Genomic DNA, 23,369 nt, shown 5'->3' with positions numbered 1-23,369 from the left:
TGAAGCAACTCGGCTCGCCTTGTCCAGGGGATTCGATGCCGGTGCTGTCCGGTACGCTGAATTGTGCCGGTGGTCACACAGCGTCGTGAGAGGGAGGGGCCATGTCCGGACTGCTCGGTCCTCTCGCGTTGATCGTTGTGTTCACCGTCCTGATCGTGGTCATCCGCCTCGTTCATCTGCGGCGGGATGGCGGCGGATGGGGAGCCTCCCGAGGGCGTAAAGAATCGGACAGTAACGACGGCTGATCCGGGCGCGTCCACCGGCACGGTCGTAGTCTGACGTCATGCACGCCAGCGAGATGGCCGAAGAATTCCCGGTCGTGGACATGGATTCCGACGCGCTCGACGCGGCGCGGATGCTCGCGGAGAACCGCCTGCCCGGCATCGTCGTGACCGACCGGAACGGCTGCCCGCAGTCGGTCCTGCCCGCTTCTCAGGTGGTCCGTTTCCTGGTGCCGAGCTACGTACAGGACGACCCGTCACTCGCCGGTGTCCTCAACGAATCGATGGCCGATCGGGTCGCCGACAAACTGTCCGGGCGCAAGGTGCGGTCGTTGCTTCCGGAGGAGCCCGCCGAGCTGCCCAGGGTGAACTCCGACGACACGATCATCGAGGTCGCCGCGATCATGGCGAGGCTGCACTGCCCGCTGGTCGCGGTCATGCAGGACAAGACGCTGCTCGGCGTCATCTCCGCGTCCCGGCTCCTGGAGCTGGCGCTCGCTCCGAGGTGATCCACACGGCGGGTGACCGACAGAACTTGACCGGACTGAACAGGTGTTCAATACTCTGAACATGTGTTCAGCCTCCGATCTGACAGCCCGGGCTCGTATCCGCGATGCCGCGTTGGCCAGGTTCGGCGCCGACGGCGTTGCCGGGACCTCGGTGCGCGCGGTCGCCGCGGACGCCGGAGTGTCTCCGGCCTTGGTGCTTCACCATTTCGGTTCGAAGGACGGGCTGCGGCAGGCGTGTGACGACCATGTCCTCGACTCGATCCGTTCCGGCGGTGAGGCGGGTACCGACGCGCTGGCGGAGGTGCTGCAGGCGGCCACGCCGGTACGGCGTTACCTGGCCCGTGCGTTTCTGGACGGGTCGAGCGGGGCGTCGGCGTTGTTCACCGAGATCGTGGAGCGCACCGAAGTGTGGCTCGCCGACGGCGAGCGAGAGGGCTGGGTGCGGCCGTCGGATGACTCGCGTGCGCGCGCCGTCGTCTATGTGTCCTGGTTGCTGGCGCCACTCGTGCTCGGTGATCACGTCGGCCGGTTGCTCGGCGGGGATCCGGCGGAGACCGCGACCGCGGTCCGCGGTGCCAGGGCGGGGTTGGGGATCCTGACCAACGGCCTGTTCACCGATGACCGCTGGCTGACCGCCTACGCCGCCATCAACGACCAGGAGCGCTCGAAGTGAGGGCGTTGCTGGTCACCCACGGCACTCGTGGTGACGTGCAGCCGATGCTCGCTCTCGCGGTCGCCCTGCGCGATCGTGGACATGAGGTGGTGCTGGCCGCGCCGGACTCGTTCGCCGACGCCGCGGGGGAGTACGAGGTCGAGTTCACCTCGCTGGGTGAGGGGCCGAACCGGCTGATGAACGATCCGGTGGTGCAGGAAGCCATCGAAGGTGGATATCGGGGCGTACGCGGCAAGATCACCGCCATCCGGACGGCGAGACGGGTCAAGCCGTTGATGGCGGAAGTCCTGCACAACGTCGGCGTGGCCGCGAAGTCGTCCTGTGCGGACGTCGTCGTACACACGACCGGGGTGCCCGCCCATCATGCGGCCGAAATGCTCGGCGTGCCCGCGGTCGTCGTCGCGCTGCAACCGGGCTGGATCCCCACCGGTGAGCTCCCTTGCCCGATGATTCCCTTGCCCCGCCTGCCGAAGATGCTGAACCGGGCCACGTATCTCGCGGTGGACGCCGTCCTGAGGATGTTCGCCGGTATCACCGCCACGTGGCGCACCACCGAACTCGGGCTGCCACGCCGCCGGGGAATGCACGACATCCTGCACGACGCCGACGGCGAGCACCGTCCGGTCTTGCAGGCGTTCAGCCGCCAGGTCGCCCTCGCGGCGTCCGACTGGCCGGATGCGGTGCACACCACCGGTTTCTGGTATCTCCCCGCCGCGGGAGGGTGGGAACCACCCGCGGCGTTGCGGGACTTCCTCGACGCGGGCCCCGCTCCGGTCTACATCGGATTCGGCAGCATGGCAGGCAGGGACTCACGCCGCACCCGCGCGGTGGTCGAAGAAGCGGTCCGTCGGGCCGGGGTGCGCGCGGTGCTCGCCACCGGCTGGGGCGGTATCGCCGCGGACGCCGGTACCGGCGATCTGTTCGTGCTCGACCACGCGCCGCACGACTGGCTATTCCCGCACTTGAGCGCGGTCGTGCATCACGGAGGCGGCGGTACGACCGGTGCCGCCTTGGCCGCGGGCAGACCGCAAGTGGTGTGCCCGTTCGTCGCCGACCAGCCGTATTGGGCGAATCGTATGCACGCCGTCGGCGTCGCGCCGCCTCCGGTACGCCAGCAGCGCCTCACGGCCGACCGGCTCACCGCGGCGCTGCGGCAAGCGACCGGTGACGCCGGGATGCGCGAACGGGCCGAACGGCTCGGCCGGGAGATCCAGGCGGAGAACGGTGTCTCCGCCGCGGTCGCCCTCCTCGAAAACCTGACCTGACAAGGAGACCATGGTGGAACTCACCGACGCGGTGGCGAAGACCTTCCGAATGGACGACGAAGCTTGGCGCCGCCACGCGAATCCTTGGAGCGTATGGACCCGCTTCGCCGCGATCCCCCTGATGCTGCTCGCGATCTGGAGCCGGACCTGGATCGGCTGGTGGTGCCTCGTGCCGATCGCGGCGGTCGTCGCGTGGCTGTTTCTCAACCCGTCGGCGTTTCCACCGGTCGAGCCACGCGGTTGGGCGGCGCGCGGCATCTACGGCGAACGTGTGTGGGCACAGGACAAATCGTTGGTCCCGCCGGACCACCGCGCGGTGCTGCGTGTCCTGGTCGCACTCGGTCTCGCCGGCTTCGGGCTCATCGCCTGGGGCCTGATCGCGCTCGACTTCTGGCCGACACTGTACGGTGCGACACTGGTCATCATGGCCCAGCTGTGGCGGATCGACCGGTTCGGCCGGCTCTGGGAACGGGCCGAAGAGCAGTCAGCGGAGCGAAGCCTGGCCGGCTACGGCCGCCGAGACCTGATCACCTGAATGACCTGCCGCCGGGTCAGGTTCGGAGCGCGGCGCGGCGCGCCTCGAATTCGTCCTTGTCGATCTCCCCACGAGCGAACCTTTCGTTGAGGATCCGGATGGCCTGGTCGTGGCTTTCCGATGGCCGTGCGAAACGGCGCAAGAGGATCACCGACACGGTGATGAGCCCGCCGACGAGCACGAGCACGAAGATGAGCAGCAGCAGCATGCCGATCCAGCCGCCGTCCGCGTAGTGCGAGTACCGCATTTCCACTCCTCGGTCGTGTTCAGTGGCTTTGGTAGCGCACCGTCTCGGTGATGGGTTTTCCCAGTTCGCCCAGGACTTCCGTCAGGTTCCGGCGAGGGGTCGCGGGCAGGGGGTCCGCGTTGACCGGTGCCCAGTCCGTCCGGAGCACCATCTGCGGGAACGTCCCGCCGGTGACGAGGTCGCGGACCTTGTCGCGGGTGCCGGAGAGCTCCAGCGGTTCGGTGAGCGGAGAGGTCGCGAGGCCCAGGCTGGTCGCCGCGAGCAGGACCGCGCTCGTCGCCTCGCCCGCACGGAGCCTGGACATCGTGTCGTCCGATGCGGTGCTCAGCACCAGCAGCACGGTTTCGTCGTTCTCGCCGGTCGCGCCTTCCGGCTGGGGGAGCCGGGGCTCGGCGAACGCGCGCGCGGGCAGGGCGCCGGGGGTCTCGTCCTGTGCGGGCGCGTTCGCCGAGGGGACACCGTCGCTGGGAATTGTGCACCGAAGGCGCGCGGACGGCCAGCGCCACCGCGGACTCGACGGTGAAGTCGTCGGGAAGGCCGTGCTCCATCCGAACCTGCCTCTGAGTGGGGAAAGGGGGCGACGTTCATGGTTCCCGGCCCGGCGGGGCGAGGGCAGGGTCGGAGGGCCCGGCTCGGGAGGCCGTTCGTTTCTGTTGCCGACGGCGGACGGGGTGGAGAGTCGAAAGGTCCGCTCCCGGCAAGGAGGCGTCGTCATGGGTTCGTCCGTCCGCGTCGAGACATCGCTCGATCCCGGCCTGTCCCGGTGGCTCTGGCTGGTGAAATGGCTGCTCGCGATTCCGCACTACCTCGTGCTCGCGGTGCTGTGGCTCGCGTTCGTCCCGCTGACGATGGTGGCCTTCTTCGCCATCCTCTTCACCGGGCGGTATCCGCGGTCGATCTTCGAGTTCAACGTCGGGGTCTTCCGCTGGGCGTGGCGAGTGCATTACTACGCCTACGCCGCGCTCGGCACCGATCGCTATCCACCCTTCACCCTCGCCGACGACCCGTCCTATCCGGCCAGGCTCGAAATCGACTACCCGGAACGGTTGTCACGCGGATTGGTGCTGGTGAAGTGGTGGCTACTGGCGATTCCGCACTACCTCGTCCTCGGCGTCTTCGCGGGCGGCGGCCTGTGGCTCGGCTGGGGCCGGTCCGACGACCGGTTCAGCTGGGGAGCGGGCGGCCTGATCGGGATACTGGTACTCATCGCCGCGATCATCCTGCTGTTCACCGGAAAGTACCCGAAGCCCTTGTACGACTTCGTGATCGGGATGGATCGCTGGGTCATCCGGGTCGGCGCCTACGCCGCGCTGATGACCGACGAGTACCCGCCGTTCCGGCTGGACATGGGTGGCACCGAACCGGGACGAAGCGCGACTTCGACGGACAATCGGTCCCCGAGCCGGTCGGGTGCCGAGTGGTCGCCGGGCCGGATCGTTTCGGTCGTGGCCGGTGTGGCGCTGGGTGCCCTGTCCATGGGACTGCTCACCGGCGGGATCACCCTGCTCTGGTTGGACCAGGGCGAACGATCCGACGACGGCTACCTGTCCGCCTCGTCGACCTACAGCACGGGAACCTACGCGCTGACGAGCGAGAGAGTGCGCTTCGCCGGCACCCCCGACGACGTGCTGCTCGCCGAACGAGCGCTGGGCGACATTCGCGTCCGGGTCACCGATCTGAGCGCGGAGAACCCGATCTTCGTCGGAATCGGGCCGTCAGCCGCGGTCGCGCGCTACCTGGAGGGAACCGAGTACTCGACCATCACCGACCTGGGCTCCGGCGCGGTCACCGTCCATCAGGGCTCGGGCGTGGCGATGCTCCCGGAGAACGCGGACGTCTGGACGGCCTCGTCGATCGGGGCGGGAACCCGCACGGTCGCGTGGCCGGATCAGGCGGGTGACTGGACGGTCGTGGTGATGAACGCCGACGGGTCGCCGGGGGTGGACGTGCGGGCGGAAGCCGGCGTGACCGCTCCCGCACTCGGCTGGCTCGCGTGGGTCTTCCTGACCACCGGCCTCGTGGCGCTCGCCGCCGCCGTCGTGCTGGTCGCGATCCCCGTGTCCCGCGCCTCCCGGGAGCTCGCCGATACCCGGCAAGGAAAATCCTGATGCGCACCTTGGAAACCGTCGTCGGCGGGCCGGCACACACGTTGGGGATGACCCGGCAGCCCGGCGCGCGGAAGGCCATGCGGCGACATGGCGGCGTTCCGCTTGTGCCATCCGAAAGCTTCTTCGTGGACGTGAGCAAGGAGCCACCGACGCGGCGGAACGTGCCAGGCTCTTGGCCGCAGCAGGGACAGGTGTATGGCCCACCGGTGGCTGGGGCGAAGACGTTCTTGTGTCCGGTGTAGGTCTGGAACCACGCCACGCCTGGGTGCCCGGGCCGGGTCGACTTGCCGGTCTCGGGGGTTCGATCATCGGACACGCGCTAAGGATGCGTGGTCGTGGCCACTCATGACGAGTCGTTTTGGCCGCGAAGATTAGTTGCGGTGTCGCTCTCATGCAGCGATCAGAGTGATATGCGGGACGCGAGTAGCCTGCCTGCGTGGAATTCGTGTTGCCGATGACGACATGCCCCATACGGCCGTCCGAGTGAGGGTGGCCGGGATTCACTGCTCCGACTGTGTGGCCGTGCCTGTTGGCTGCTGCGTCGCCCTGGCGGCAGGAGCAGGCTGCTCGCCGTACTGGTGGCGGCGGCCGGACCCACGTCGCCAATTCCTTTAGTGCCCAGGAGTCATGACGATGGCTGCCGTCCCCATCTCGTCCCGGCCTGTGCTGTTCGAGACCCGCGATCACGACCGGTGGGGCGAGTACATCAGTGGCGTCTACGGCAGCAGTATCCGGCTGGGCAGCCCCAAGGACGGTCTTTTACTCCGCCACACCCGGCTGGCCAGTACCACCTTCGCCATCGATGACGTGCAGACCGTCGACATGACCTACACCGTGGAGTCCTTGCCGACGCTGACGATCGGCCGCCACCGCGCCGGGACGTTCGACTACCGGTCCGAAGGTGCCGAGCACCGGTTCGGTCCTGGCGAGGTGTTCCTCCTCTCCAAGGCCGAGGGCGGCCCCCCGTACTGGCTGCGGACACCCAGTGGTGGCCTGCAGGGCATCTCCGTTCCCTTCCCGGTACTGGGCCAGGTCGCCGCCACCGCCGAAACCCGCCACCCCGAACCGCTGCGGTTCACCGACCTCCGCCCCGGCACCCGCGTCGCCGCCCAGCAGTTGGCCGCGACCATCGACTACCTCGAAACCAGCCTGCGCGACCGGCCCGAAGCCATGGCCGAACCGCTCGTGGCCGGTGCGGCAGGACGGATGCTGGCCGCGACGGTGTTGAACACCTTCCCGAACAGCGCGCTGGTCGACCCCACCATCGAGGACCGCCACGACTCGCATCCGGTCACCCTGCGGCGGGCGATGGCGTTCATCGACGACCATGCCCACCACGACATCGGTGTCACCGACATCGCCGCCGCGGCCCACGTGTCCATCCGGGCCCTGCAATACGCTTTCCGCCGCCACCGCGGCACCACCCCGATGGATTACCTTCGCCAAGCCCGCCTTCACCACGCCCATCAGGAACTACTGGCCACCGACCCCACCACCGGTGTCACGGTTACCGAGATCGCCGCCCGCTGGGGCTTCTTCCACCCTGGCCGCTTCGCTGCCTACTACCGCACCGCCTACGGTTGCCCGCCTTATCGGACCCTGCAACGCGACGGTCGCTGACCCGGAGCCGTGCACGACCCGAACCGATCTGTGCTCCATCCGCGTGAACGTTCCTTCTGGTCGCTGCTTTTCCCCGGCAGTAGGAGAAAACTCGCCGAGGCAGCGGCCGGACCCCACGTCGCCGATGGCCTGTCGTGCCCTGGAGTTGACAAGGTCGCCTCGCCCACGGCACCAGGCCGATGGACGAGGGAACATCATGGGACTGGCTTTCGAAAGCGCCGACTTGGACGAGATCGAGGAATTCGTCAGCGCGGCCTACACGACGCTACGGCTCAGGCCCCGCCCCGACGAGCGGCCACTGCTGCGGATCATCCGGAATCCGCTGGGGCCGATCAGCATGGATCTGGTCGACTGGGGATTCGGGATGGACGCCGTCGGTGCCCCGTTGGGCAGCATCGACCTGGTCGGGATCGAATCCGGCACGGTCGGCCGGGTGGAATCCGGGTGCGCGCAAACCGAATATGGCCCGGGGGAGATGTTCCTGATCGCGCAGCCCGATCGGCCTTTCGCCGCCCAGGTCCGCCATACGCGGTACAGCCACACCACGCTGGAGCCGTCCGTGTTGTGTCAGGTGGCCGCGACCGTGCCCGGTCGTACAGAGCACCCGGTGCGGTTGACCGGCGACCAGCCGATCTCCCCGGCCGCCGCCCGGCACCTGATGCGTACCATCACCTTTCTGCGCGACCACGTCATGCCCGACCCGACGATCCGGGGCGCCGCGTTGGTCGCCTCCACCGCACCCCAGTTGCTGGCGGCCACGGTGTTGAGCACCTTCCCGAACAGCGCGCTGATCGACCCCACCATCGAGGACCGCCACGACTCGCATCCCGCCACCCTGCGGCGTGCCATGGCGTTCATCGACGACCACGCACATCTCGAGATCAGCGTCGCCGATATCGCCGCGGCCGCGAACGTCACCATCCGTGCCCTGCAATACGCCTTCCGTCGCCACCGCGGCACCACGCCCTTGGGTTACCTCCGTGAAGTCCGCCTCCACCACGCGCACCAGGAATTGCTGTCCGTCGACCCCGCCGCCGGGGTCACCGTCACCGAAATCGGCGCCCGCTGGGGCTTCTTCCACCCAGGCCGCTTCGCCCATCACTACCGCAGCGCCTACGGCTGCCCGCCTTATCGGACACTGCAGCGCGACGATCGCTGACCCGGCTGCCGCTTTGAGGTCGGTCTCCGCGAGGCCGTGCGGTGGCGGGACAGCGCCACGTATCGCCCAGTGTGGTGCCGACGCCTACTCCGACGGCGTGATCGTGGTGATGTCGCCGTGCAGCGGCATCCTGAACTGGTTCGGTCCGGACAGCGTGGCGGTCGCCGCGTTGCCATGCACGGTCCCTGCGGAGACGAAGCCGCATACCACGAAAAGTTTGTCTTCACCCGGGGCTGTGGCAACCGCGATGTCGCCGGACAGCACGTACTGTCCGGGCGGGAGGGTCACGCTGGACACCGTCTGCGTCATTCCCACGCTCAGGCTGTGTCGACACCGCGCGAAATCCACACACGCTCGGTGCTCCGCAACAGTCCGGTCGAAGCGGAGGGACGTGGGTTCGCCACGCCTCCCCGCTTCGCTCATTCCTGCCGCGATGCCTCCGGCCGCCACGCAGGCAACACCGCGACGCAAGCCTGACTCCGGGCGGCGGGTATCCGCCCGGAGTCGGCTCCCGGGGGCGGGGGCCGGGCCCCCGGGAGTCAGGAGCAACCCAGCGGAACTGGGAGCTTGCCATGTCTCCAGCTTCGTTTCCCGAGCGGATCAGCGCAGCACGCATGGCGAACCTGGCCCAGCACCGCTCAACGGCCAAACCAGCCGGAAAACGAACAAGCCCGCACCCGGCGACGGTCGCCACGCCGACGAGCGAGGCCGCTGCCGAATCGGTTCACCTCAGCCGGCGACGACCCGGCCACAGCGCGTTCGAGCACCGGGGAATTCGGCATCTCCACGGTGCACGCCAGGGTCTCGCCCGAGGAGAAACCGCGCCTGGTCGAGCAGATCCAGCGTGACGGCGAAGTCGTGGTACGGGGTGAACGACGCGCCCGCGTTGTGCCGCGCGGACATCGGCGTCGCCATGGGACGAAGCGGGACCGAGGTCGCGATCACTCGCTTCGCAAGGGCAGAACGACGTCCGTGACGTAACGCGCGGGGTCCAGCGTGCCGTCCGGGCCGCTCAAGTACAGCTCCCGTGGCGCTCCGGCGGGTTGACGACCGTTCAGACGAACCCATTCGTACACGGCTTCATACGCCGACCCGATCTCTTCATAGGGCCCATGATGTGATGTCAATGCGGCGGGCCCCCCGGGCAGGGCGACGACGTCGATGTCACCTCTCGACCGAGGGGAGCCGGGAACGGGCAGATAGAGGTCGAGATCGAGTTCCTCTCCTGGCTGGAAATCACTCGGATAGGCCGCTTGAGGCGGTCCGTTCGGAGCGGCACCCGCCTCGGACACAAAGGCATACAGCGCTTCGAAACCCGCCCCCACGCACTCTCCGAGTCCGGCCGTTGTGGTGCGGCGGTGCAGATGTGCGACAGTGAGCGCGTCGAGTTCGGTGAGTTTCACTGGATAGGTCATGGCACGAGCATTTACCGCCGCGCGGATGCCGGGCGAGGGTCGAAGGTCACGGAGATGAAGGTACCGCCGAACACCTCGGGTCGGCTGGTGTGCATCGCAGCCTTCCGGGTGGCAGGTCTCGGGCCAGTGCTGCCTGGCGCGTTCGTGCCGTTGACCCGGAGTCAGCCCTTATCGCGTTTGTCGCCTTCGGAAACTATTGAGGGGTAGGTCAAACGTGGCGTGTTCTTGGGCGGGCCGATGGTGGGATGAAGGCTCCCTTCGCCGCGTCTAATGCGGTGAAAGGAGCCTTGGCCCTGGTCAAGCGCGGGTCGGGGGGGGGGGGGGGGGGGGGTGGTGCGCCAACACCCCCACCCCCCCCCCCCCCCCCCCCCGCCCCGCCGGGGGTGCGGCGTCCGGGGCGGGGGGGGGGGGGGGGGTGCGCCCCCCCCCCCCCCCCCCCCCCCCCCCCCCACCCGCACCGACCATGCCACGTTTGACTTACCCCTCAAAATAACGACACTTGCCACTCGCGACCCCCTTGCGAAACCGTGCATACTGCCCAAATCAGACACTCGCAGCTCAAAGCTTTGTCCTTTGTGACATTCATGGCGCCGTCGACCCTCGTCGGTCAGCGCGAACCCAGGCCGCAAAGGGTGCGCGGCGCGCCATATTTGACTTACCCCTCAAATATGTGGCCATACGCTCCGACGACACGAACAGCATCGTCGTGCAAGACCAGCTTGGGTGGGTTGCCATCAATGCCCGTACCCGAGTACCAAATCGGCTGCTTCGGCGGGTTGAGGTACGAAGTCACGGTTCCGGAGTCTTCGACGTCGATCCGGTTGTCACCTTGGGTTCGTTCGTCGCAGACGAAGAGGCCAGCCGCGGGAACGACTTCGGCCCGTCCGGGCGGCCGGCCTTTCAAGCGAAAATCCGGCTTGTTGTTTCGGATGCACGGCGGAACGTCCTGCCGGACACCGCGTACCGAAAGCTCGGTCTCGCCGAATTCCCAGCCGTGAATCCATAATATCGGACGTCCTTCGTAGGAATCGAAGACTATCTCGATATATCCTTCCGGTGGAGTTCTCTCTGTAATCTCGAACGTCTCTCCGGGTCGCAGGTCGAATGCCATAGGTGAGTGACTGAGATTGACGGTGATTGGAGCGCTTAACGCGCTGACCACCTGTACCGTATTTACGATCAACGGCATGCCCACCGCATCAGTGTACGTCGGCCGCGGTTAGTTGATCTTCGTGGCCGCGTCGAATGGGAGTGGCTGTCCACCCGCGAGGGGAGGGGCCCGCGCCGGGCGTCAGGCCGCACAAGAAGCAGCTCATGGCATCGATCCGGACTTCGGGCCGTCGCCGGACCCGGTAGTGTGCCGGTACTTGGATGCGCCTCTTGCGAGAAGACTCTAGGGGAACACGATGAGCATGGATGAGGCCGCCCGTGTGGCTGCGTCGGTGGACAAGGTCTCGGTGGGGCGGGTGTATGACTACCTGCTCGGCGGGACGCACAACTATGCCGTCGACCAGGCCTTCGCCGAGCAACAGCTCGCCGTGCTGCCGGAGATCCGGGACTTCGCCCGCGCGAACCGGGCGTTCCTCGGCCGCGCTGTCCGGTTCATGGTCGGGCAAGGCATCCGGCAGTTCGTGGACATCGGCTCCGGGCTGCCGACACAGGGCAACGTGCACGAGGTCGCCGACGAGGTCGCGCCGGGTGAATGCCGGGTGGTCTACATCGACAACGAACCGATCGCCCAAGCGCATGCCCAGATCCTGCTCGAGCAGACCGCGGACCTGAACCGGCACGCGGCGCTGGACGCCGACTTCTTCGACCAGGGCCAGTTGTGGGAACGGGTGCTCGACACCGGCCTGATCGACCGCACCCAGCCCATCGGACTGCTGCTGGTCGCCCTGCTGCACTTCATGCCCGACGAGCTGAACCCGCACGCCGCACTCGGCTTCCACCGCGCGATGCTCCCCGCGGGCAGCTTCCTGGCGGTGTCGCATATCCACGTCGCGCCTGAGGACGTGGAAACGCAGAACGCGGGTAAACGGGTGGCGCAGGAGTACGGGCGCCGGACCAACCACACCGCGATCATGCGTTCGCGCGAGCAGATCGCCGACTTCTTCGGAGACCTGGAGCTGGTCGAGCCCGGTCTGGTGTGGCTGCCGCAATGGCACCCCGACACCACGGGCGCGGACAAGGACGCCCCGCGTTCCCGCGGCCTGGCGGGCGTGGCACGCACCCGCTGAAGCTCATCGCGTCGTCGGCGGCGAGTGGGGTGATCACTCCCGGCTGACCGCGACGCGACGAACAGCGGGATGGACCCCTGGGCTTTCAGCCGGGCGCACTCTCATGCCGAGTTGAGGATGTGTCGGGGTCGACGGGTGCGGGCGCGAGGAGGTCTGGTGGCGGTTGAATCGGTTAAGACGGCTCTAGCCCGACCAAGCTTGTCGGCGGAGTGGCGTCAGGGCTCGTGCCCGGGGCGCCTGTGTACTCGTAGACGCGATTCATCGCTCGTAGGGTGCGGATGAGGTGGGCGCGCAGGTTTTCGGGTGCGAGGACTTCGGCGTCGGCGCCGAGTTTGAGCAGCTCGGGGAGAGCTGCTTCGACCGACTCGATGGGGATGGTGATCTGGGTCCAGCCTTGCGGGTCCGGCCCTGTCGCGGTCTGCCGGGCGGCGTGGACCACGGCCGGTTCCACTAGGTAGGGCAGCAGGTCAAGGCCGTGAGGGGAGACCCGCAGCGTTGCCTGGTGCTGGTGTCGGCGCTGGTCGAAGTTCTCGAGATAGTCACACCAGTAGCCGGCGAGGGTGAAGTCTTCGGCGCGGTCGAAGGATTCGGGGAGTGCGTGCGCGTCGAGGATGCGGGAGATCCGGTAGGTGCGGAACTGGTCCTGGTGCCTGGCCACGAGGTACCAGTGACCGGCTTTGAGGACGAGACCATACGGTTGGATGATCCGGGTGATCTCGTGCGGTTTCGCCCAGCGCAAGTAGCCGATTTGCAGGGCGTGCTGGTTCCACACGGCGTCGGCGACCACAGCCAGGTGGGGAGGGCGGTCGCCCTCGTGGAACCACGAGGGCGCGTCGAGGTGGAACCGGTCGGCGGCGCGATTGGCTCGGTCACGCAACTCGTCGGGCAGCGCGGCGGCAAGTTTGAGCCGCGCACCGGTCACCGCGGTCGTCAGGCCCAGCTGGGCAGCCGCTGCGGGCAATCCGGTCAGAAACAGTGTCTGGGCTTCGGTGGCGGTCAGACCGGTCAACCGGGTTCGGTAGCCCTCCAGTAAGCGGTAACCACCCTCGTTGCCGGCCTCGCCGTAGATCGGTACACCTGCCGCGTTCAGCGCTTCCACGTCCCGATAGACGGTCCGTACGGAGACCTCCAGGATGTCGGCCAGCTGTTGGGCGGTCATCCGGTCCCGTGTCTGCAGCAGCAACAGCAGGGACACCAGGCGGCTGGCACGCATGACCCGATTGTGCCCTGCCCTACTGACAGAAGATGTCAGGGAGGACTGGTTAGCGTTTCGGCCATGACCAGCACCACCGACATTGAGACGTTCGCCAGCCGCTACGCCACCGTGTGGAACGAGCCCGACCCCGCTCGGCGCAGTGCGGCCATCGCCGCGTTGTGGGATGAGGACGGCGTGGCGTTCATCGGCTCCGCCGACTACCGCGGGCGTGACGCTATCCAGGCCCGCGTCACCGAGGCGCACGAGCAGTTCGTCGCCACCGGCGAATTCCGCTTCGTGGCGGCGAACGACGCCGTACATCACCACAATGCCGTCACCTTCACCGTGCACATGGTTCCCGCCGCCGGCGGTGAACCCGTGTGGGCCGGAGTCGTGTTCGCCCTGCTCGGCGAGGACGGGCGCATTCACCGCGACTACCAGTTCGCCGGCGCCCAAGCGGCCACGCGCGCCGTCGTGACGGAGTTCCTTTCTCGCCTGGCTGAGGGCAAGCCGGAGCAGATCGCCGAGTTGTTCGCGGAGGCGGTCGACTGGCAGTTGGACTGGCCCGTCGAAGGGCACCCGGCTGTGCCATGGATCAAGCCCCGCTCAACTCGCGCCGAGGTGGCCGACCACTTCCGTGCGCTCAACACGTTCCACGTGCCCGGCAAGAGCGGCGGGGTCGCGCCCAGGATCCTCATCGACGGCCCAGATGCCGTGGTGCTCGGCGAGATCCGCCAGACCGTGAAGGCCAACGGCAAGGCCTACAGCGCCCGATGCGCGCTGCAACTCACCATCGACCACGGTCTGATCACCCGCTACCACGTCTACGAGGACAGCCTCACCGTGGCACAGGCACTCTCAGGCAGCGACCTGTAAACCATCGCGAGCGCCGGGGCCCGTGCCCGGCGATCGCCAAACGCCCGTTATGAGCCTATTGAAAGAGTTCGTTCACCGATCAACATCCGCTCATGCCGCGAAGCGGTCGATACCGCTCCATTCTGCGGAGTGGTTACGTTGTCAAGGACTCGTAGCCAGCTCTCGTGGGTAGTCAGCCACCGCATCCCTGGTGCTCTGTCCGCGCACGCCGAACTACGAGGTGTGACTCGGATGCGAATGCGGACGCGGCCACGCCGACGCGCTTGGAGACACCTGCTCCAACCGGGCAGGAAGAGCCTCGGCGGCAGCCGCTCCTGCCAAGTCGCGAACTACAACAGCGGCAGGTGCGGCGCCGGTCCGATCACCCGAAGGTGCGAAACCACCGCGACTGTCACCCGACCGCGGTGGTCGACGTCCGGCAGGGCTGCTTCCCCTCGAACCCCAGCTCCCCACCCTCTTCGGACGTCTGGGAACGTCACTCACCGGAGGACGGACCGGAAACGCTCAACCCGATCAACTCCGGTCGCTTCTCGGGAGCGCCCCAGTCCAGGATCTCACGGAGCCACCCGGACACGTCCGCGTCATTGACCCCCGAGCCGCTCAGGTCTACCTCCACGGGAGCCGAGACCTCCAGGATCCTTGCGTCCTCGGCCGTGAACTCCAGGGTGAGCAGCGCACCGGTGAGCCGCACGACGCGCAGGCAGCCGTACACCGTGAGACCTCGTTCGGTCGAGACGTTGTAGGAGTCCATCCCTGACTGGACTTCCTGCTCGTCGGGCTCGTACGTGGACCGCTGGATCGAGAACGACCTCCGAACACCGGCGCCGTCGACCCCGGCGATTCCCACCTCCAAGGTTTCCTCGTCCTCGTGATCCTCAAAGAACCCGACCTCCGCAGCGATCAGCCTCATCATCGACGCCTCTTTCCCGCGACCCACGTCCAGGAGCACTTAACTTCGGACCACTCGTGACGCCACCGGGAACCAGCCCCGGCTTCAGCACGTGCCACATTCTCCTGAGCGGCCATCCATCGTTGGTCAGCACCCCGCAACCTGGGTCCGGGTAACGCAAGGTTCGGCGGACAGGACACTCACGCCCCGCCGTCACCCCAGCTGTCGTGACAACAACTCTCCCGCAGGCGAACGTCCTGTCATGCCGCTGTGCGTCGCGTCGTGCTATTTCGGATGCGCCGTGCTCGGATCCGTGGCAGGTTTGCCTTCGTGCCGGACGATCATCACGCAGCGACAGCGAACAGACCGAAGCCGGATGTTCGTATCGTGCAGCTGACCGGCCCCGCGCTCGACTCGCTCGCTCGCGGCGATCTGGCCGGAGCGGCCGCGACCAGTCCGGTACCGCTGACGACCTACCTGACCGGACCAGACCGGCGTGGGCTGTGGCAGAGGCGCAGCAGGCAGGTCGCGACGGACCCCGCCAGCGCCGGATGGGTCACCGGCATCATCTGGGATCAGCGACAACGGCTCGCCGTCGGAACGGCCGGTTACCACGGGCCTCCCGACACATCGGGGATGGTGGAGATCGGCTACGCCGTCGACCCGTCACACCGGCGACGCGGTTACGCGCGGGCGGCGCTGGAGTCGTTGCTGGCGCGGGCCGTTCAGGAGCCGCGGGTCCGCACCGTCCGGGTCACGATCGGCCCCGGCAATACGGCCTCCTATCGGTTGGCATCGCAGTATGGCTTCGTCGAGGTCGGCGAACAGTGGGACGACGAGGACGGGCTGGAGATCATCTACGAGATCCCGGCGGATCGCCGGTAGCCAGGCCTCGAATCCCCGGACCGAGCACGCTGTTACTGAGACAGTCCCATGGTGCCGGCCCACTGTGTAACGGCCTGGTGGTAGTCGGGTGCGTTGGGTGCGTAATTGATCGAATGGCCGTATCCGGGCAGTACGTAGGTCCGCAGTCGTGCCGCCGCGGAGTAGTACGGCGCCTCGGACCGGAGCAGACCGGCCGAGGAGGTGCAGTCGGTCGCGAGCGGGCCACAGAGGCCGCCGTCCCCGCCGCCGAGCACGACCAGCACCGGCACGGTGATCTGCCAGGTGTACGGGAGCACCGCGGTGAGGGCGGCGGCGTCGAGCAGTTCGCCGGGGGCGACGACGTCCTTGGTGGCCTCGTCGTAGGCGGTCATTTCGGGGACGTCGGGTCCGGGTGCGTGGAATGCCACGTATCGAGTGCCTGGCTGGGTGGTCAGGTAGGTGGGGTCGAGCCCCAGCCGCGACATCACCGGGTCGAGCGCGACGGGGATGAACGAGCCGAGGACGATCAGGGCGCCGGGAGGATTGAGGTGGTGTGCCAGCCCGGTGATCAGCACGCCGTCCACATCGTGGTACGTGCCTGCTTCCAGCACGGTGATGGCGGAGCCGAGCGAGTGTCCGCCGAGAATCACCTTGTCGAACTGCGAGCCGACGTCGCCGTGCCGGATCGCCTGGACCACCTGGTGTACGACGTCGGCTTCGGTGAACGCGGTCAGCAGTGCGCTGGGCGGTTTGGAGCCGGCGCCGGTGCCGAGCCGGTCGAGGGCAAGGGTGGCGTAGCCTGCCTTGTTCATCGCGAGCCGGAACGAATGGGTTTCCGGGGTGAGCGCGGGGTCCCAGTACACGCTGTTGTAGGTGGCGCCGGGGACCAGCACCTGAACGGTTCGCGCGCCTTGCGGTGGTTCGCAAAGCCTGCCGTGCACGGTCTGGGGAATCAGCCCGGTCAACTGCACCGGGATGGCCACGTCCTGGCAGGACGCCGCATCGGCCTGAGCCTGCGCGGGCCCCAGCAGTGACCCGGCCAGCAGGATGGCGAACGTCGCCGCGCCGGCACGGCGCAGAGGAAGGCGCTTCGCTCTGCTATGACGCCAATGCATAAAAACAAACCTCCACTGAAATAGTGTGTTCGACGATTACTGGAAGCGCGGGACGGCTGTCATCGGCAGCCGGCTCGGGTACGCGGTGGTCGTGTACTTCACCCGGACCGGCTTGCCAGAGACGGGAACCAGACGCCATCTCGCGGCGATCGTGGCCACGACGATCGCGATCTCGGTCATGGCGAAGGAATTCCCGATGCATTGGTGGGCACCCGCGCTGAACGGGAGGTAGGCCCCGCGGGGCAGATCCTTGGCTCGCTCGCTCGCCCAGCGGTCCGGGTCGAAACGACCAGGGTGGTCGTGGAACCTCGGATCGAAATGCATGGCGTGCGGGCTGATGATCACCTCGGTGCCCGGTGGCAGGCGCACACCGCCGAGATCGACTTCCGTGGTGACCCGGCGCATGAGGATCCACAGTGGATACATCCGCAGGACCTCGTTGATGACCTGCCGCGTGTAGACCAGCCGTGGCACGTCCTCGGCCGTGGCCCGCCGGCCGCCGAGCACCTCGTCGATCTCGTTGTGGAGCTTCTGCTCGACCTCGGGATGCCGGGCGATTTCGTGGAACAGCCAGGAAAGCGCCAGCGCGCTGGTCTCGATCCCCGCGGTGAGCAAGGTGATGACCTCGTCGCGCACCTGCTCGTCGGTCATCCCCTCGCCGGTGTCGGCGTCCCTGGCCAGCAGCAGCATGGACAGCAGATCGCTCCGGTCGGCCTGCTCGGCACGCCAGTTGTCGATGAGCTCCTCCACGATCGTGCGCATGCGGTCGACGGCTCCGTCGAACCGCCGGTTGGCCGGAATGGGGAGCTTTTCCACGAACGCGGGGGAGAGCACGCGGATCATGCCGTACTTGAGGATGACCGGAATCGACCTGCGGGCCTCCTCGATCGCCGCCTTGCCCAGCTCGGTGGAGAACAGCGCCTCGCCGACAATGGCGACCGCGAGTGCCTGCATGTCGTGGTCCACCTCGCGCACCTCGCCCGGCCCCCATGGTCCGACCAGTTCGGTGGCCGCTCTCGCCATGATCTCGGCGTACCCCGCGATGGTGGTGTGGTGGAAAGCGGGTTGCATCAACCGGCGCTGCCGCACGTGAAGAACACCGTCGGAAAGAGCGAGTCCGTTGCCGACGAACGGACGGAACTTCTCGAACATCGCGCCCTTGCGGAAATTGCTCCCGTCGGTGACCAGAACCTGGTGTGTCAATTCCGGACTGGTCAGGAAATACGTTTCCATCGGGCCCAGGTAGACCCGCACCACGTCTCCGTGAGCGTGCAACGACGACGTGAATCCGAAGCGACGCCGCAGCATCGCCGGAGTGTGTCCGATCAACGGCCATCGACCGGGTGCAACCGGTACAGGCATCCGCACTCCATCGCCGACGCGGAAGGGAAGAGGACACGCTAGCGCCATTCGGAGGCAGCCCACAGCACGCGATCAGGTGAATGCGCGGCCGCGACCCGATCACCATGCCGGGCTGAGTAAGCTCGACGGCTCTCCGAGAAAATGGGGTGTTGACACTGACGCGACTGCCGGACTGGGTCCCGCCGGGTACCGACGAAACGGTGCCCAGTGCCGCCCGGATGTACGACTACATGCTGGGTGGCGGCCACAACTTCGCCGTCGACCGCGAGGCCGCCACGCGGGCCGAGCAAGTCGTGCCCTACGCCCGGGGTGTGGCGAGACTCAACCGCGCGTTCCTCCGACGGGCTGTCCGGTTCATGTTCGACCAGGGCGTCCGCCAGTTCCTCGACATCGGTTCGGGCGTGCCGACCGTCGGCAACGTGCACGAAATCGCGCAGGACGCCGACCCGGAATGCCGGGTGGTGTATGTGGACCACGACCCCGTCGCGGTCGCGCACAGCCAACTGATCCTCGCCGGCAACGACCACGCCACCGCGCTCAAGGCCGACGCCCGTGACCCCTCACGGATCCTCGGCGATCCTCAGCTGCGTCGGCGGCTGAATCTCGACGAGCCGATCGGCATGCTGTTCCTGTGCATGCTGCACTGGATCCCGGACGAATCCGACCCGAGTGGCCTCATGCGCCACTACATCGACGCGATGGCTTCCGGCAGCTACCTGGCGATCACACACATCACCGAGGACTACCTGCCCTACCAGATTCAGGAAGCACTCAAGATCGCGACAAAGGGCGGCGACCAGGTCACGTCACGCCCCTACGACGAGGTGCTCACCATGTTCGGCGACCTCGAACTGCTCGAACCCGGCCTGGTGGGGTGCGGCACCTGGCGTCCCGCCGGGCCCGGCGACATCGCCGAAGACCCGACACTGAACCAGGTCCTCTACGCCGGAATAGCACGCAAACCCTGAAGCAACTGTCCACTAAGGACACCGCGGCTCATCGGCCTTGAATCGGACCGGCCCGTCCACCGCCGATGAGGGATCCGATATCGGTCACCGGTCCCTCGTCGCCGGTGAACAGCGGGCCCATCCCCAGCTCGACTCCCGCTCGCTGCCACCACCGTGCCTGCGTGCTGGTTTCGAGATCGCCCGCGAGCACGGTGATCCCGGCCCGACGAACCAGCGCGATCATGTCCCTCGCTCCGGCGAGGGCGATCGAGTCCTCATCGACGGCACGCCACACGAGACGAGAGTCAAGGCGTACGGCGTGTACCGGGAGGTCCTCGAGCAACGCCAGTTCGCCTGGCGTCACGCCGAAGTCGAGCAGTACCAGGCCGATCCCCAGTGCGGCGAGCACGCGCGCGTTGTCGACGAGCTCGTGCCCGGCCGCGGGCAGTGCCCCGGCAGGCAGGCCGAGCCACAACCGGTCGGGGGTCGGCGCGGCGCTGTCGAGAATCCCCCGGATCGCCCCGGTCAGCCGAGGATCGGCCAGCTGGTTCGGTGTCAGCGGTATCAGCAGCGGCATGTCCGCGCCGCCGCCCGCGGTCTTGTCCGTCCAGCCACGCTTGACCAGCCACGCGCCGAGCGCGCCGATCAGCGCGGTGCGTTCGGCGAGTTCGAGGTATCTTTCCCTTGGCAGCAATCCCAGCTCCGGATGTTCCCATCTCAGCCGCGCCTCGGCCCCGGCGATCTCGCCGTCGGCCAGACGTACCAACGGTTCGTAGCCGATGCCCAGCTCGCCGTTCTCCCAGGCGCCGGGCATCGTGGCCACCAGGCCAATGGACTCCCTGGCGTGGACGTCCCATACCGGGTCGTACCGTTCCCATCGGCCAGGCCCCTTGCGCTTGGCCCGCCGCATCGCCAGGTCCGCCGAACGCAACAACTCGGCTGGTTCGACGTTGCGGGGAAGGTCTTCGACCACGCCGAAACCCGCCGTCACCGCCAGGCCCTTTCCGTCGATGTAGACCGGCTCCGACAGCGTCTCGTTGATCCGCTCGATCATCGTGAGGACATCCGGCGTGCTCGCCGAATTCTCGATCAGAATGCCGAACTTGTCGCTTTCGAACCGCGCGACCATCGCGTTCTCGCCCGCCACCACGGACCTGAGCCGCTCCGCGGCGATCCGCAGCAGGCTGTCTCCGGCTTTCCTGCCGAGACCGTCGGTGACCAACGAAAACCCGTCGAGATCCACGTGGTACAGCGTCGCCGGATTCGGCAGGTGCAGCACATGCTCGAGGTGCGTGCTGAAGAACTGCCGGTTCGGCAGACCGGTGAGCATGTCGTGCAACAACTGGTGCCGCAGCTGGTTCTGCAGGAGCGTCAGCTCCGCGTCGTCGGTCACGATCGTGACGTAGCCTTGCGAACCGCGCAAAAGCGAAGCGGTCAGCGTGGCCTGAAACAGGTCGCCGTCCTTGGTGGTGAAGCGCGGGCGCGATCGCAGGCGGTCGATCTTGCCGTCCCGGAGATCCCGGTAGCCGTCCCGCATGAGCTGCCGATCCGTCTCGTGTACGAACTCGAACAGGTTGCCGCCCGCGACCTCGCTCGACGCCCGGTCCAGGATCCGGTGCAGGGCGGGATTCGTGCGGACGAGTCGCCCATCGGGCCCGGTGACCGCGATCCCGCTCGGCGAAACGAGGAAGATCTCGTCCAGCTGGGCCTCGCTGGCGCGCCACTCACGCTGCGACTCCCGGACCGCGTTGAGCAACGCCTGGTCACTCGTGTCCCGTTGCTCGACGGTCGCGGAACGGATCGCCTCCACGTAGCCGGACGCCAGCGCGCCGAGCAACCTGGCGACGCGCTCCGGTAAGCGATCGGCGGAGCGTGAATCCGTGGGCGTCAGTAGTGCGGCGGCGAGCACGTCCACCGTGCACTGCAGGCTCGTCTTGCCGACACAGTGCAGCCGAACGAGTTCGGCGCCGACCTCCGCCGCGCTCTCGGTGGCAGGCTGGTCCCCGGCCACCGCCTCGAGCAGCCGATCGAGCAGGCCGAGCAACTCTCGTTCGATCTGGTCGTGCGACAGGGGGAGATAAGTGGTGCTACTGACGAGATAGGCCCATTTTCGCGCGACCTTGACGCGTTCCCGCCGCGACGTGAGAGGCCGCGTTCCGGCAGGCCGCTCCTGTCCGCCGGAAGGCAGTGGCCTGGTCATGACGCTCGACCCCTTGATCTCTGTGTCCTCGACCGGCCGCTCGCGCCGATTCCGCTTTTCGTCCGAGACCGATGAGGGTACGGCAGGCCCACCATGGGGTGATGCCCTATCGGATCCTCTTGGCGCCACCGCGGATATGCGAACCGGTTTCGGGATTTTCCGAAATATCGCCTGTTCTGCCCGGGACGGCACAATGCGCGGCCGACCAGTCCCAGCTTGATCAGCGTGAAGTCTTCGAACAATGGCTCGGCCCGATGGCAACCGCCCGCGGCGGCTGCCCCTGGCGATGTCCCGGAGGCCGAAAATGATCTTCTCGGCCTGCTCTGCGGCGTCCCGATCGACTCGGAAATTGCGCGCGCCTCCCAGCGGATAGTCGCGTTTCCGGGCACCGTCCGGCCTCGTCGTCCCGATTTTCCGGAGGAACCCCGTCTTGGTTCTTTGTGGCGTCGTGACCGCGAGGGTCGTTCGCCTTGAGGCGAAAAGCCTACTCACTACCGCCGAGTTCGTGGCTGGTCCATCGGTGTGACGGCGCATCAACCGATGGTGTGCTGTCGTCATGTACCGATGGGCACCTAAGATAGCGCGCCGCCTGCTTTACGTTCTCTTTGGCCGAACATGGCGTTATCACGCCTCGGCCTGCTGGAAATTTTTCCCGACGGGCTCGAAGTTGGTGAATCGCGTCCTTGTTGTCAGAGAACCGATTTCTCGAAAGGCATCATTTTTCGTCGACGATCCATCGATCTGGAAGAGGTGGAAACGAACACCTGTTACTGCCCGACCCCGGTCACCTGGGAGCAGCACGCGGCCGAATAGGGACAAGCGCATCACGCACTGACTCGCCGACGTCCGCTCATGCCGAGTTGAGTGTTCGCGGTGTCTCGGCCCGTCTGTGAACCGTGTCAGTGCCGTGTCAGCGCCATGTCACCGGACCGGACGACCATCCCCGGTATGGAGAACGAGAACGCGCGGAAGCCCATGTCCGCCACAGAAGAGGCTCGACCGAGCCGAATCGCCGAGCGGTTGCTGGCCGACAGGCACTCCCTGCCGCTGTCCATCACGCTGCACCTCGCCCCCGGCGTCCTGATCGTCGCCGTCTACCTGCTCATCGGCGAACCTCTGGCCGAGTCCATCGGCTATCCGCCGTTCCTGGGCTGGGCGATCGCCATGCTCCTGGCGCTCCTGCCGTTCGAGCTCGGCCTGCTGCTGTGGCTGGGCCGGCGGCGCAACGGCCGGTTCACGCTACGTGGAGTGGTGCACTACCTGGACAAGCCACTCTCCCGCGGGAAACTCGTCGCCATCGTCATCCCTCTGATCGTGTGGTTCCTTGTGGTGTCATTCGCGTTGACACCCATGGACAACTTCTTCTACGAGCAGCTGTTCCGGTGGGTTCCGTTCGAGGGCGCGGGCGGTGGCGTCACCGACGTCCTCTCCGGGTACCCGCACTCGGTCATGGTCATCGCGCTGGCGGTCTGCATTCCCCTGACCGGGCTGGCCTTTCCGGTCATCGAGGAGCTGTATTTCCGCGGTTTCCTGATGGGCCGCCTGTCCCGGCTTGGCCGATGGGCGCCGGTTGTCAGCACGGTGCTGTTCTCGCTGTACCACCTGTGGTCGCCCTGGGTGTTCCTGTCCAGGATCATCTTCTTTCTGCCAGGGCCCTGGTTCGCCTGGCGAAAGAAGGATCTGCGGGTGTCGATCGGGATGCACGCCGGTCTGACCTTTCTCTTGCAGACATTCGGCACCCTCGCCCTCCTGCTGAACCTCACACCGTGACGCCCGGGTCGCATATTGAGGGTAAGTCAAACGTGGTGTGTTCTCGGGCGGGCCGATGGTGGGATGCAGGCTCCCTTCGCCGCGTCTAATGCGGTGAAAGGAGCCTTCGGCCCTGGTCAAGCGCGGGTCGTGAGTGGCGTTTCGGGTTAGAACCCGAAACGC

General features: G+C 67.1%; 23 protein-coding genes and 1 pseudogene. 13 read left to right on the top strand and 11 right to left on the bottom strand.

Going from position 1 to position 23,369, the window contains the following annotated elements:
• Positions 1-101 precede the first annotated feature (101 nt).
• From ACIRGA_RS33770 to ACIRGA_RS33750, 5 genes are all read left to right on the top strand, one after another.
• Positions 102-245, top strand: coding sequence for a hypothetical protein (locus ACIRGA_RS33770; protein WP_400949028.1), 144 nt, complete (start codon positions 102-104; stop codon positions 243-245).
• Positions 246-283: 38 nt separating this feature from the next.
• A complete protein-coding gene (locus ACIRGA_RS33765) occupies positions 284-730 on the top strand; it encodes a CBS domain-containing protein (RefSeq protein WP_400949025.1) in 447 nt (148 codons plus the stop codon).
• Between the two features lie 61 nt (positions 731-791).
• Positions 792-1,403 (top strand): TetR/AcrR family transcriptional regulator, encoded by a 612-nt coding sequence (locus tag ACIRGA_RS33760; protein ID WP_400949021.1) that lies wholly within the window; start codon positions 792-794, stop codon positions 1,401-1,403.
• The gene (locus ACIRGA_RS33755) at positions 1,400-2,668 is read left to right on the top strand and encodes a glycosyltransferase (protein ID WP_400949019.1); all 1,269 of its coding nucleotides are present in this window, start codon (positions 1,400-1,402) and stop codon (positions 2,666-2,668) included. Before ACIRGA_RS33760 ends, ACIRGA_RS33755 begins: the two co-directional genes overlap by 4 nt.
• Before the next feature lie 10 nt (positions 2,669-2,678).
• Entirely contained in the window at positions 2,679-3,203 is a 525-nt protein-coding gene (locus tag ACIRGA_RS33750; RefSeq protein WP_400949016.1) for a DUF6653 family protein, read from the top strand.
• 16 nt (positions 3,204-3,219) lie between these two features.
• Here the strand turns inward: ACIRGA_RS33750 and ACIRGA_RS33745 are convergent, their stop codons facing one another.
• Together ACIRGA_RS33745 and ACIRGA_RS33740 are read right to left on the bottom strand one after the other, a co-directional pair.
• The gene (locus tag ACIRGA_RS33745) at positions 3,220-3,450 is read right to left on the bottom strand and encodes an SHOCT domain-containing protein (protein WP_400949014.1); all 231 of its coding nucleotides are present in this window, start codon (positions 3,448-3,450) and stop codon (positions 3,220-3,222) included.
• A 19-nt stretch (positions 3,451-3,469) separates the two neighbouring features.
• Positions 3,470-3,916 (bottom strand): annotated as a pseudogene (locus ACIRGA_RS33740) (NAD(P)H nitroreductase); the annotation flags it as partial.
• A 247-nt stretch (positions 3,917-4,163) separates the two neighbouring features.
• Here ACIRGA_RS33740 and ACIRGA_RS33735 point away from each other — a divergent pair.
• The 3 genes from ACIRGA_RS33735 (at position 4,164) to ACIRGA_RS33725 (ending at position 8,337) form a co-directional block, all read left to right on the top strand.
• Positions 4,164-5,558, top strand: a complete 1,395-nt coding sequence (locus ACIRGA_RS33735) for a DUF4389 domain-containing protein (RefSeq protein ID WP_400949011.1) — start codon at positions 4,164-4,166, stop codon at positions 5,556-5,558.
• A 633-nt stretch (positions 5,559-6,191) separates the two neighbouring features.
• A complete protein-coding gene (locus ACIRGA_RS33730; RefSeq protein WP_400949007.1) occupies positions 6,192-7,178 on the top strand; it encodes a helix-turn-helix domain-containing protein in 987 nt (328 codons plus the stop codon).
• 196 nt (positions 7,179-7,374) lie between these two features.
• The gene (locus ACIRGA_RS33725; RefSeq protein ID WP_400949004.1) at positions 7,375-8,337 is read left to right on the top strand and encodes a helix-turn-helix domain-containing protein; all 963 of its coding nucleotides are present in this window, start codon (positions 7,375-7,377) and stop codon (positions 8,335-8,337) included.
• 84 nt (positions 8,338-8,421) lie between these two features.
• On the opposite strand, the gene ACIRGA_RS33720 is transcribed toward ACIRGA_RS33725, so the two are convergent.
• The 4 genes from ACIRGA_RS33720 to ACIRGA_RS33705 all read right to left on the bottom strand — a co-directional run bounded on the left by ACIRGA_RS33720 (position 8,422) and on the right by ACIRGA_RS33705 (position 10,947).
• Positions 8,422-8,646 carry a hypothetical protein gene (locus ACIRGA_RS33720; protein WP_400949001.1) on the bottom strand — a complete coding sequence of 75 codons (225 nt, stop codon included), beginning with the start codon at positions 8,644-8,646 and terminating at the stop codon, positions 8,422-8,424.
• Positions 8,647-9,066: 420 nt separating this feature from the next.
• Positions 9,067-9,252, bottom strand: a complete 186-nt coding sequence (locus ACIRGA_RS33715) for a hypothetical protein (protein WP_400948998.1) — start codon at positions 9,250-9,252, stop codon at positions 9,067-9,069.
• Between the two features lie 26 nt (positions 9,253-9,278).
• On the bottom strand, positions 9,279-9,740 hold the full coding sequence (locus ACIRGA_RS33710) for a GyrI-like domain-containing protein (RefSeq protein ID WP_400948996.1): 462 nt from the start codon (positions 9,738-9,740) through the stop codon (positions 9,279-9,281).
• 667 nt (positions 9,741-10,407) lie between these two features.
• On the bottom strand, positions 10,408-10,947 hold the full coding sequence (locus ACIRGA_RS33705) for a hypothetical protein (RefSeq protein ID WP_400948994.1): 540 nt from the start codon (positions 10,945-10,947) through the stop codon (positions 10,408-10,410).
• A gap of 217 nt (positions 10,948-11,164) precedes the next feature.
• Between ACIRGA_RS33705 and ACIRGA_RS33700 the strand changes: the two genes are divergently transcribed.
• Entirely contained in the window at positions 11,165-11,989 is an 825-nt protein-coding gene (locus ACIRGA_RS33700) for an SAM-dependent methyltransferase (RefSeq protein ID WP_400949084.1), read from the top strand.
• A gap of 172 nt (positions 11,990-12,161) precedes the next feature.
• Here the strand turns inward: ACIRGA_RS33700 and ACIRGA_RS33695 are convergent, their stop codons facing one another.
• Positions 12,162-13,202 carry a helix-turn-helix transcriptional regulator gene (locus tag ACIRGA_RS33695; RefSeq protein WP_400948991.1) on the bottom strand — a complete coding sequence of 347 codons (1,041 nt, stop codon included), beginning with the start codon at positions 13,200-13,202 and terminating at the stop codon, positions 12,162-12,164.
• A 63-nt stretch (positions 13,203-13,265) separates the two neighbouring features.
• On the opposite strand from ACIRGA_RS33695, the gene ACIRGA_RS33690 reads away from it, so the two are divergent.
• Positions 13,266-14,060 carry a nuclear transport factor 2 family protein gene (locus ACIRGA_RS33690; RefSeq protein ID WP_400948988.1) on the top strand — a complete coding sequence of 265 codons (795 nt, stop codon included), beginning with the start codon at positions 13,266-13,268 and terminating at the stop codon, positions 14,058-14,060.
• 475 nt (positions 14,061-14,535) lie between these two features.
• On the opposite strand, the gene ACIRGA_RS33685 is transcribed toward ACIRGA_RS33690, so the two are convergent.
• On the bottom strand, positions 14,536-14,973 hold the full coding sequence (locus tag ACIRGA_RS33685; protein ID WP_400948985.1) for an Imm10 family immunity protein: 438 nt from the start codon (positions 14,971-14,973) through the stop codon (positions 14,536-14,538).
• A gap of 363 nt (positions 14,974-15,336) precedes the next feature.
• Here ACIRGA_RS33685 and ACIRGA_RS33680 point away from each other — a divergent pair, with 363 nt between their 5' ends.
• Positions 15,337-15,834: a GNAT family N-acetyltransferase gene (locus ACIRGA_RS33680; protein WP_400948981.1), complete on the top strand. Its 498-nt coding sequence runs from the start codon at positions 15,337-15,339 to the stop codon at positions 15,832-15,834.
• A gap of 32 nt (positions 15,835-15,866) precedes the next feature.
• On the opposite strand, the gene ACIRGA_RS33675 is transcribed toward ACIRGA_RS33680, so the two are convergent.
• Positions 15,867-16,928 carry an alpha/beta hydrolase gene (locus ACIRGA_RS33675; protein WP_400948977.1) on the bottom strand — a complete coding sequence of 354 codons (1,062 nt, stop codon included), beginning with the start codon at positions 16,926-16,928 and terminating at the stop codon, positions 15,867-15,869.
• Between the two features lie 36 nt (positions 16,929-16,964).
• On the bottom strand, positions 16,965-18,290 hold the full coding sequence (locus ACIRGA_RS33670; protein ID WP_400948974.1) for a cytochrome P450: 1,326 nt from the start codon (positions 18,288-18,290) through the stop codon (positions 16,965-16,967).
• Positions 18,291-18,436: 146 nt separating this feature from the next.
• Between ACIRGA_RS33670 and ACIRGA_RS33665 the strand changes: the two genes are divergently transcribed.
• Positions 18,437-19,258, top strand: coding sequence for an SAM-dependent methyltransferase (locus ACIRGA_RS33665; RefSeq protein WP_400948972.1), 822 nt, complete (start codon positions 18,437-18,439; stop codon positions 19,256-19,258).
• A gap of 28 nt (positions 19,259-19,286) precedes the next feature.
• Here ACIRGA_RS33665 and ACIRGA_RS33660 read toward each other — a convergent pair whose 3' ends face one another.
• Entirely contained in the window at positions 19,287-21,437 is a 2,151-nt protein-coding gene (locus tag ACIRGA_RS33660) for a putative bifunctional diguanylate cyclase/phosphodiesterase (RefSeq protein ID WP_400948970.1), read from the bottom strand.
• A 948-nt stretch (positions 21,438-22,385) separates the two neighbouring features.
• On the opposite strand from ACIRGA_RS33660, the gene ACIRGA_RS33655 reads away from it, so the two are divergent.
• Positions 22,386-23,207 carry a lysostaphin resistance A-like protein gene (locus tag ACIRGA_RS33655; protein WP_400948967.1) on the top strand — a complete coding sequence of 274 codons (822 nt, stop codon included), beginning with the start codon at positions 22,386-22,388 and terminating at the stop codon, positions 23,205-23,207.
• Positions 23,208-23,369 lie beyond the last annotated feature (162 nt).

Origin of the sequence: Amycolatopsis sp. NPDC102389 (genome assembly GCF_044765885.1) — a bacterium.
Classification (GTDB): Bacteria; Actinomycetota; Actinomycetes; order Mycobacteriales; family Pseudonocardiaceae; genus Amycolatopsis.
This window is presented reverse-complemented; position numbering and strand designations above follow the sequence as displayed.

Coding starts and splice junctions, on each gene's coding strand:
- ACIRGA_RS33770 (WP_400949028.1), top strand. CDS start 102: ATGTCCGGACTGCTCGGTCCTCTCGCGTTGATCGTTGTGTTCACCGTC.
- ACIRGA_RS33765 (WP_400949025.1), top strand. CDS start 284: ATGCACGCCAGCGAGATGGCCGAAGAATTCCCGGTCGTGGACATGGAT.
- ACIRGA_RS33760 (WP_400949021.1), top strand. CDS start 792: ATGTGTTCAGCCTCCGATCTGACAGCCCGGGCTCGTATCCGCGATGCC.
- ACIRGA_RS33750 (WP_400949016.1), top strand. CDS start 2,679: ATGGTGGAACTCACCGACGCGGTGGCGAAGACCTTCCGAATGGACGAC.
- ACIRGA_RS33745 (WP_400949014.1), bottom strand. CDS start 3,450: ATGCGGTACTCGCACTACGCGGACGGCGGCTGGATCGGCATGCTGCTG.
- ACIRGA_RS33735 (WP_400949011.1), top strand. CDS start 4,164: ATGGGTTCGTCCGTCCGCGTCGAGACATCGCTCGATCCCGGCCTGTCC.
- ACIRGA_RS33730 (WP_400949007.1), top strand. CDS start 6,192: ATGGCTGCCGTCCCCATCTCGTCCCGGCCTGTGCTGTTCGAGACCCGC.
- ACIRGA_RS33725 (WP_400949004.1), top strand. CDS start 7,375: ATGGGACTGGCTTTCGAAAGCGCCGACTTGGACGAGATCGAGGAATTC.
- ACIRGA_RS33720 (WP_400949001.1), bottom strand. CDS start 8,646: ATGACGCAGACGGTGTCCAGCGTGACCCTCCCGCCCGGACAGTACGTG.
- ACIRGA_RS33715 (WP_400948998.1), bottom strand. CDS start 9,252: ATGGCGACGCCGATGTCCGCGCGGCACAACGCGGGCGCGTCGTTCACC.
- ACIRGA_RS33700 (WP_400949084.1), top strand. CDS start 11,165: ATGGATGAGGCCGCCCGTGTGGCTGCGTCGGTGGACAAGGTCTCGGTG.
- ACIRGA_RS33695 (WP_400948991.1), bottom strand. CDS start 13,202: ATGCGTGCCAGCCGCCTGGTGTCCCTGCTGTTGCTGCTGCAGACACGG.
- ACIRGA_RS33690 (WP_400948988.1), top strand. CDS start 13,266: ATGACCAGCACCACCGACATTGAGACGTTCGCCAGCCGCTACGCCACC.
- ACIRGA_RS33685 (WP_400948985.1), bottom strand. CDS start 14,973: ATGATGAGGCTGATCGCTGCGGAGGTCGGGTTCTTTGAGGATCACGAG.
- ACIRGA_RS33675 (WP_400948977.1), bottom strand. CDS start 16,928: ATGCATTGGCGTCATAGCAGAGCGAAGCGCCTTCCTCTGCGCCGTGCC.
- ACIRGA_RS33670 (WP_400948974.1), bottom strand. CDS start 18,290: ATGCCTGTACCGGTTGCACCCGGTCGATGGCCGTTGATCGGACACACT.
- ACIRGA_RS33660 (WP_400948970.1), bottom strand. CDS start 21,437: ATGACCAGGCCACTGCCTTCCGGCGGACAGGAGCGGCCTGCCGGAACG.
- ACIRGA_RS33655 (WP_400948967.1), top strand. CDS start 22,386: ATGGAGAACGAGAACGCGCGGAAGCCCATGTCCGCCACAGAAGAGGCT.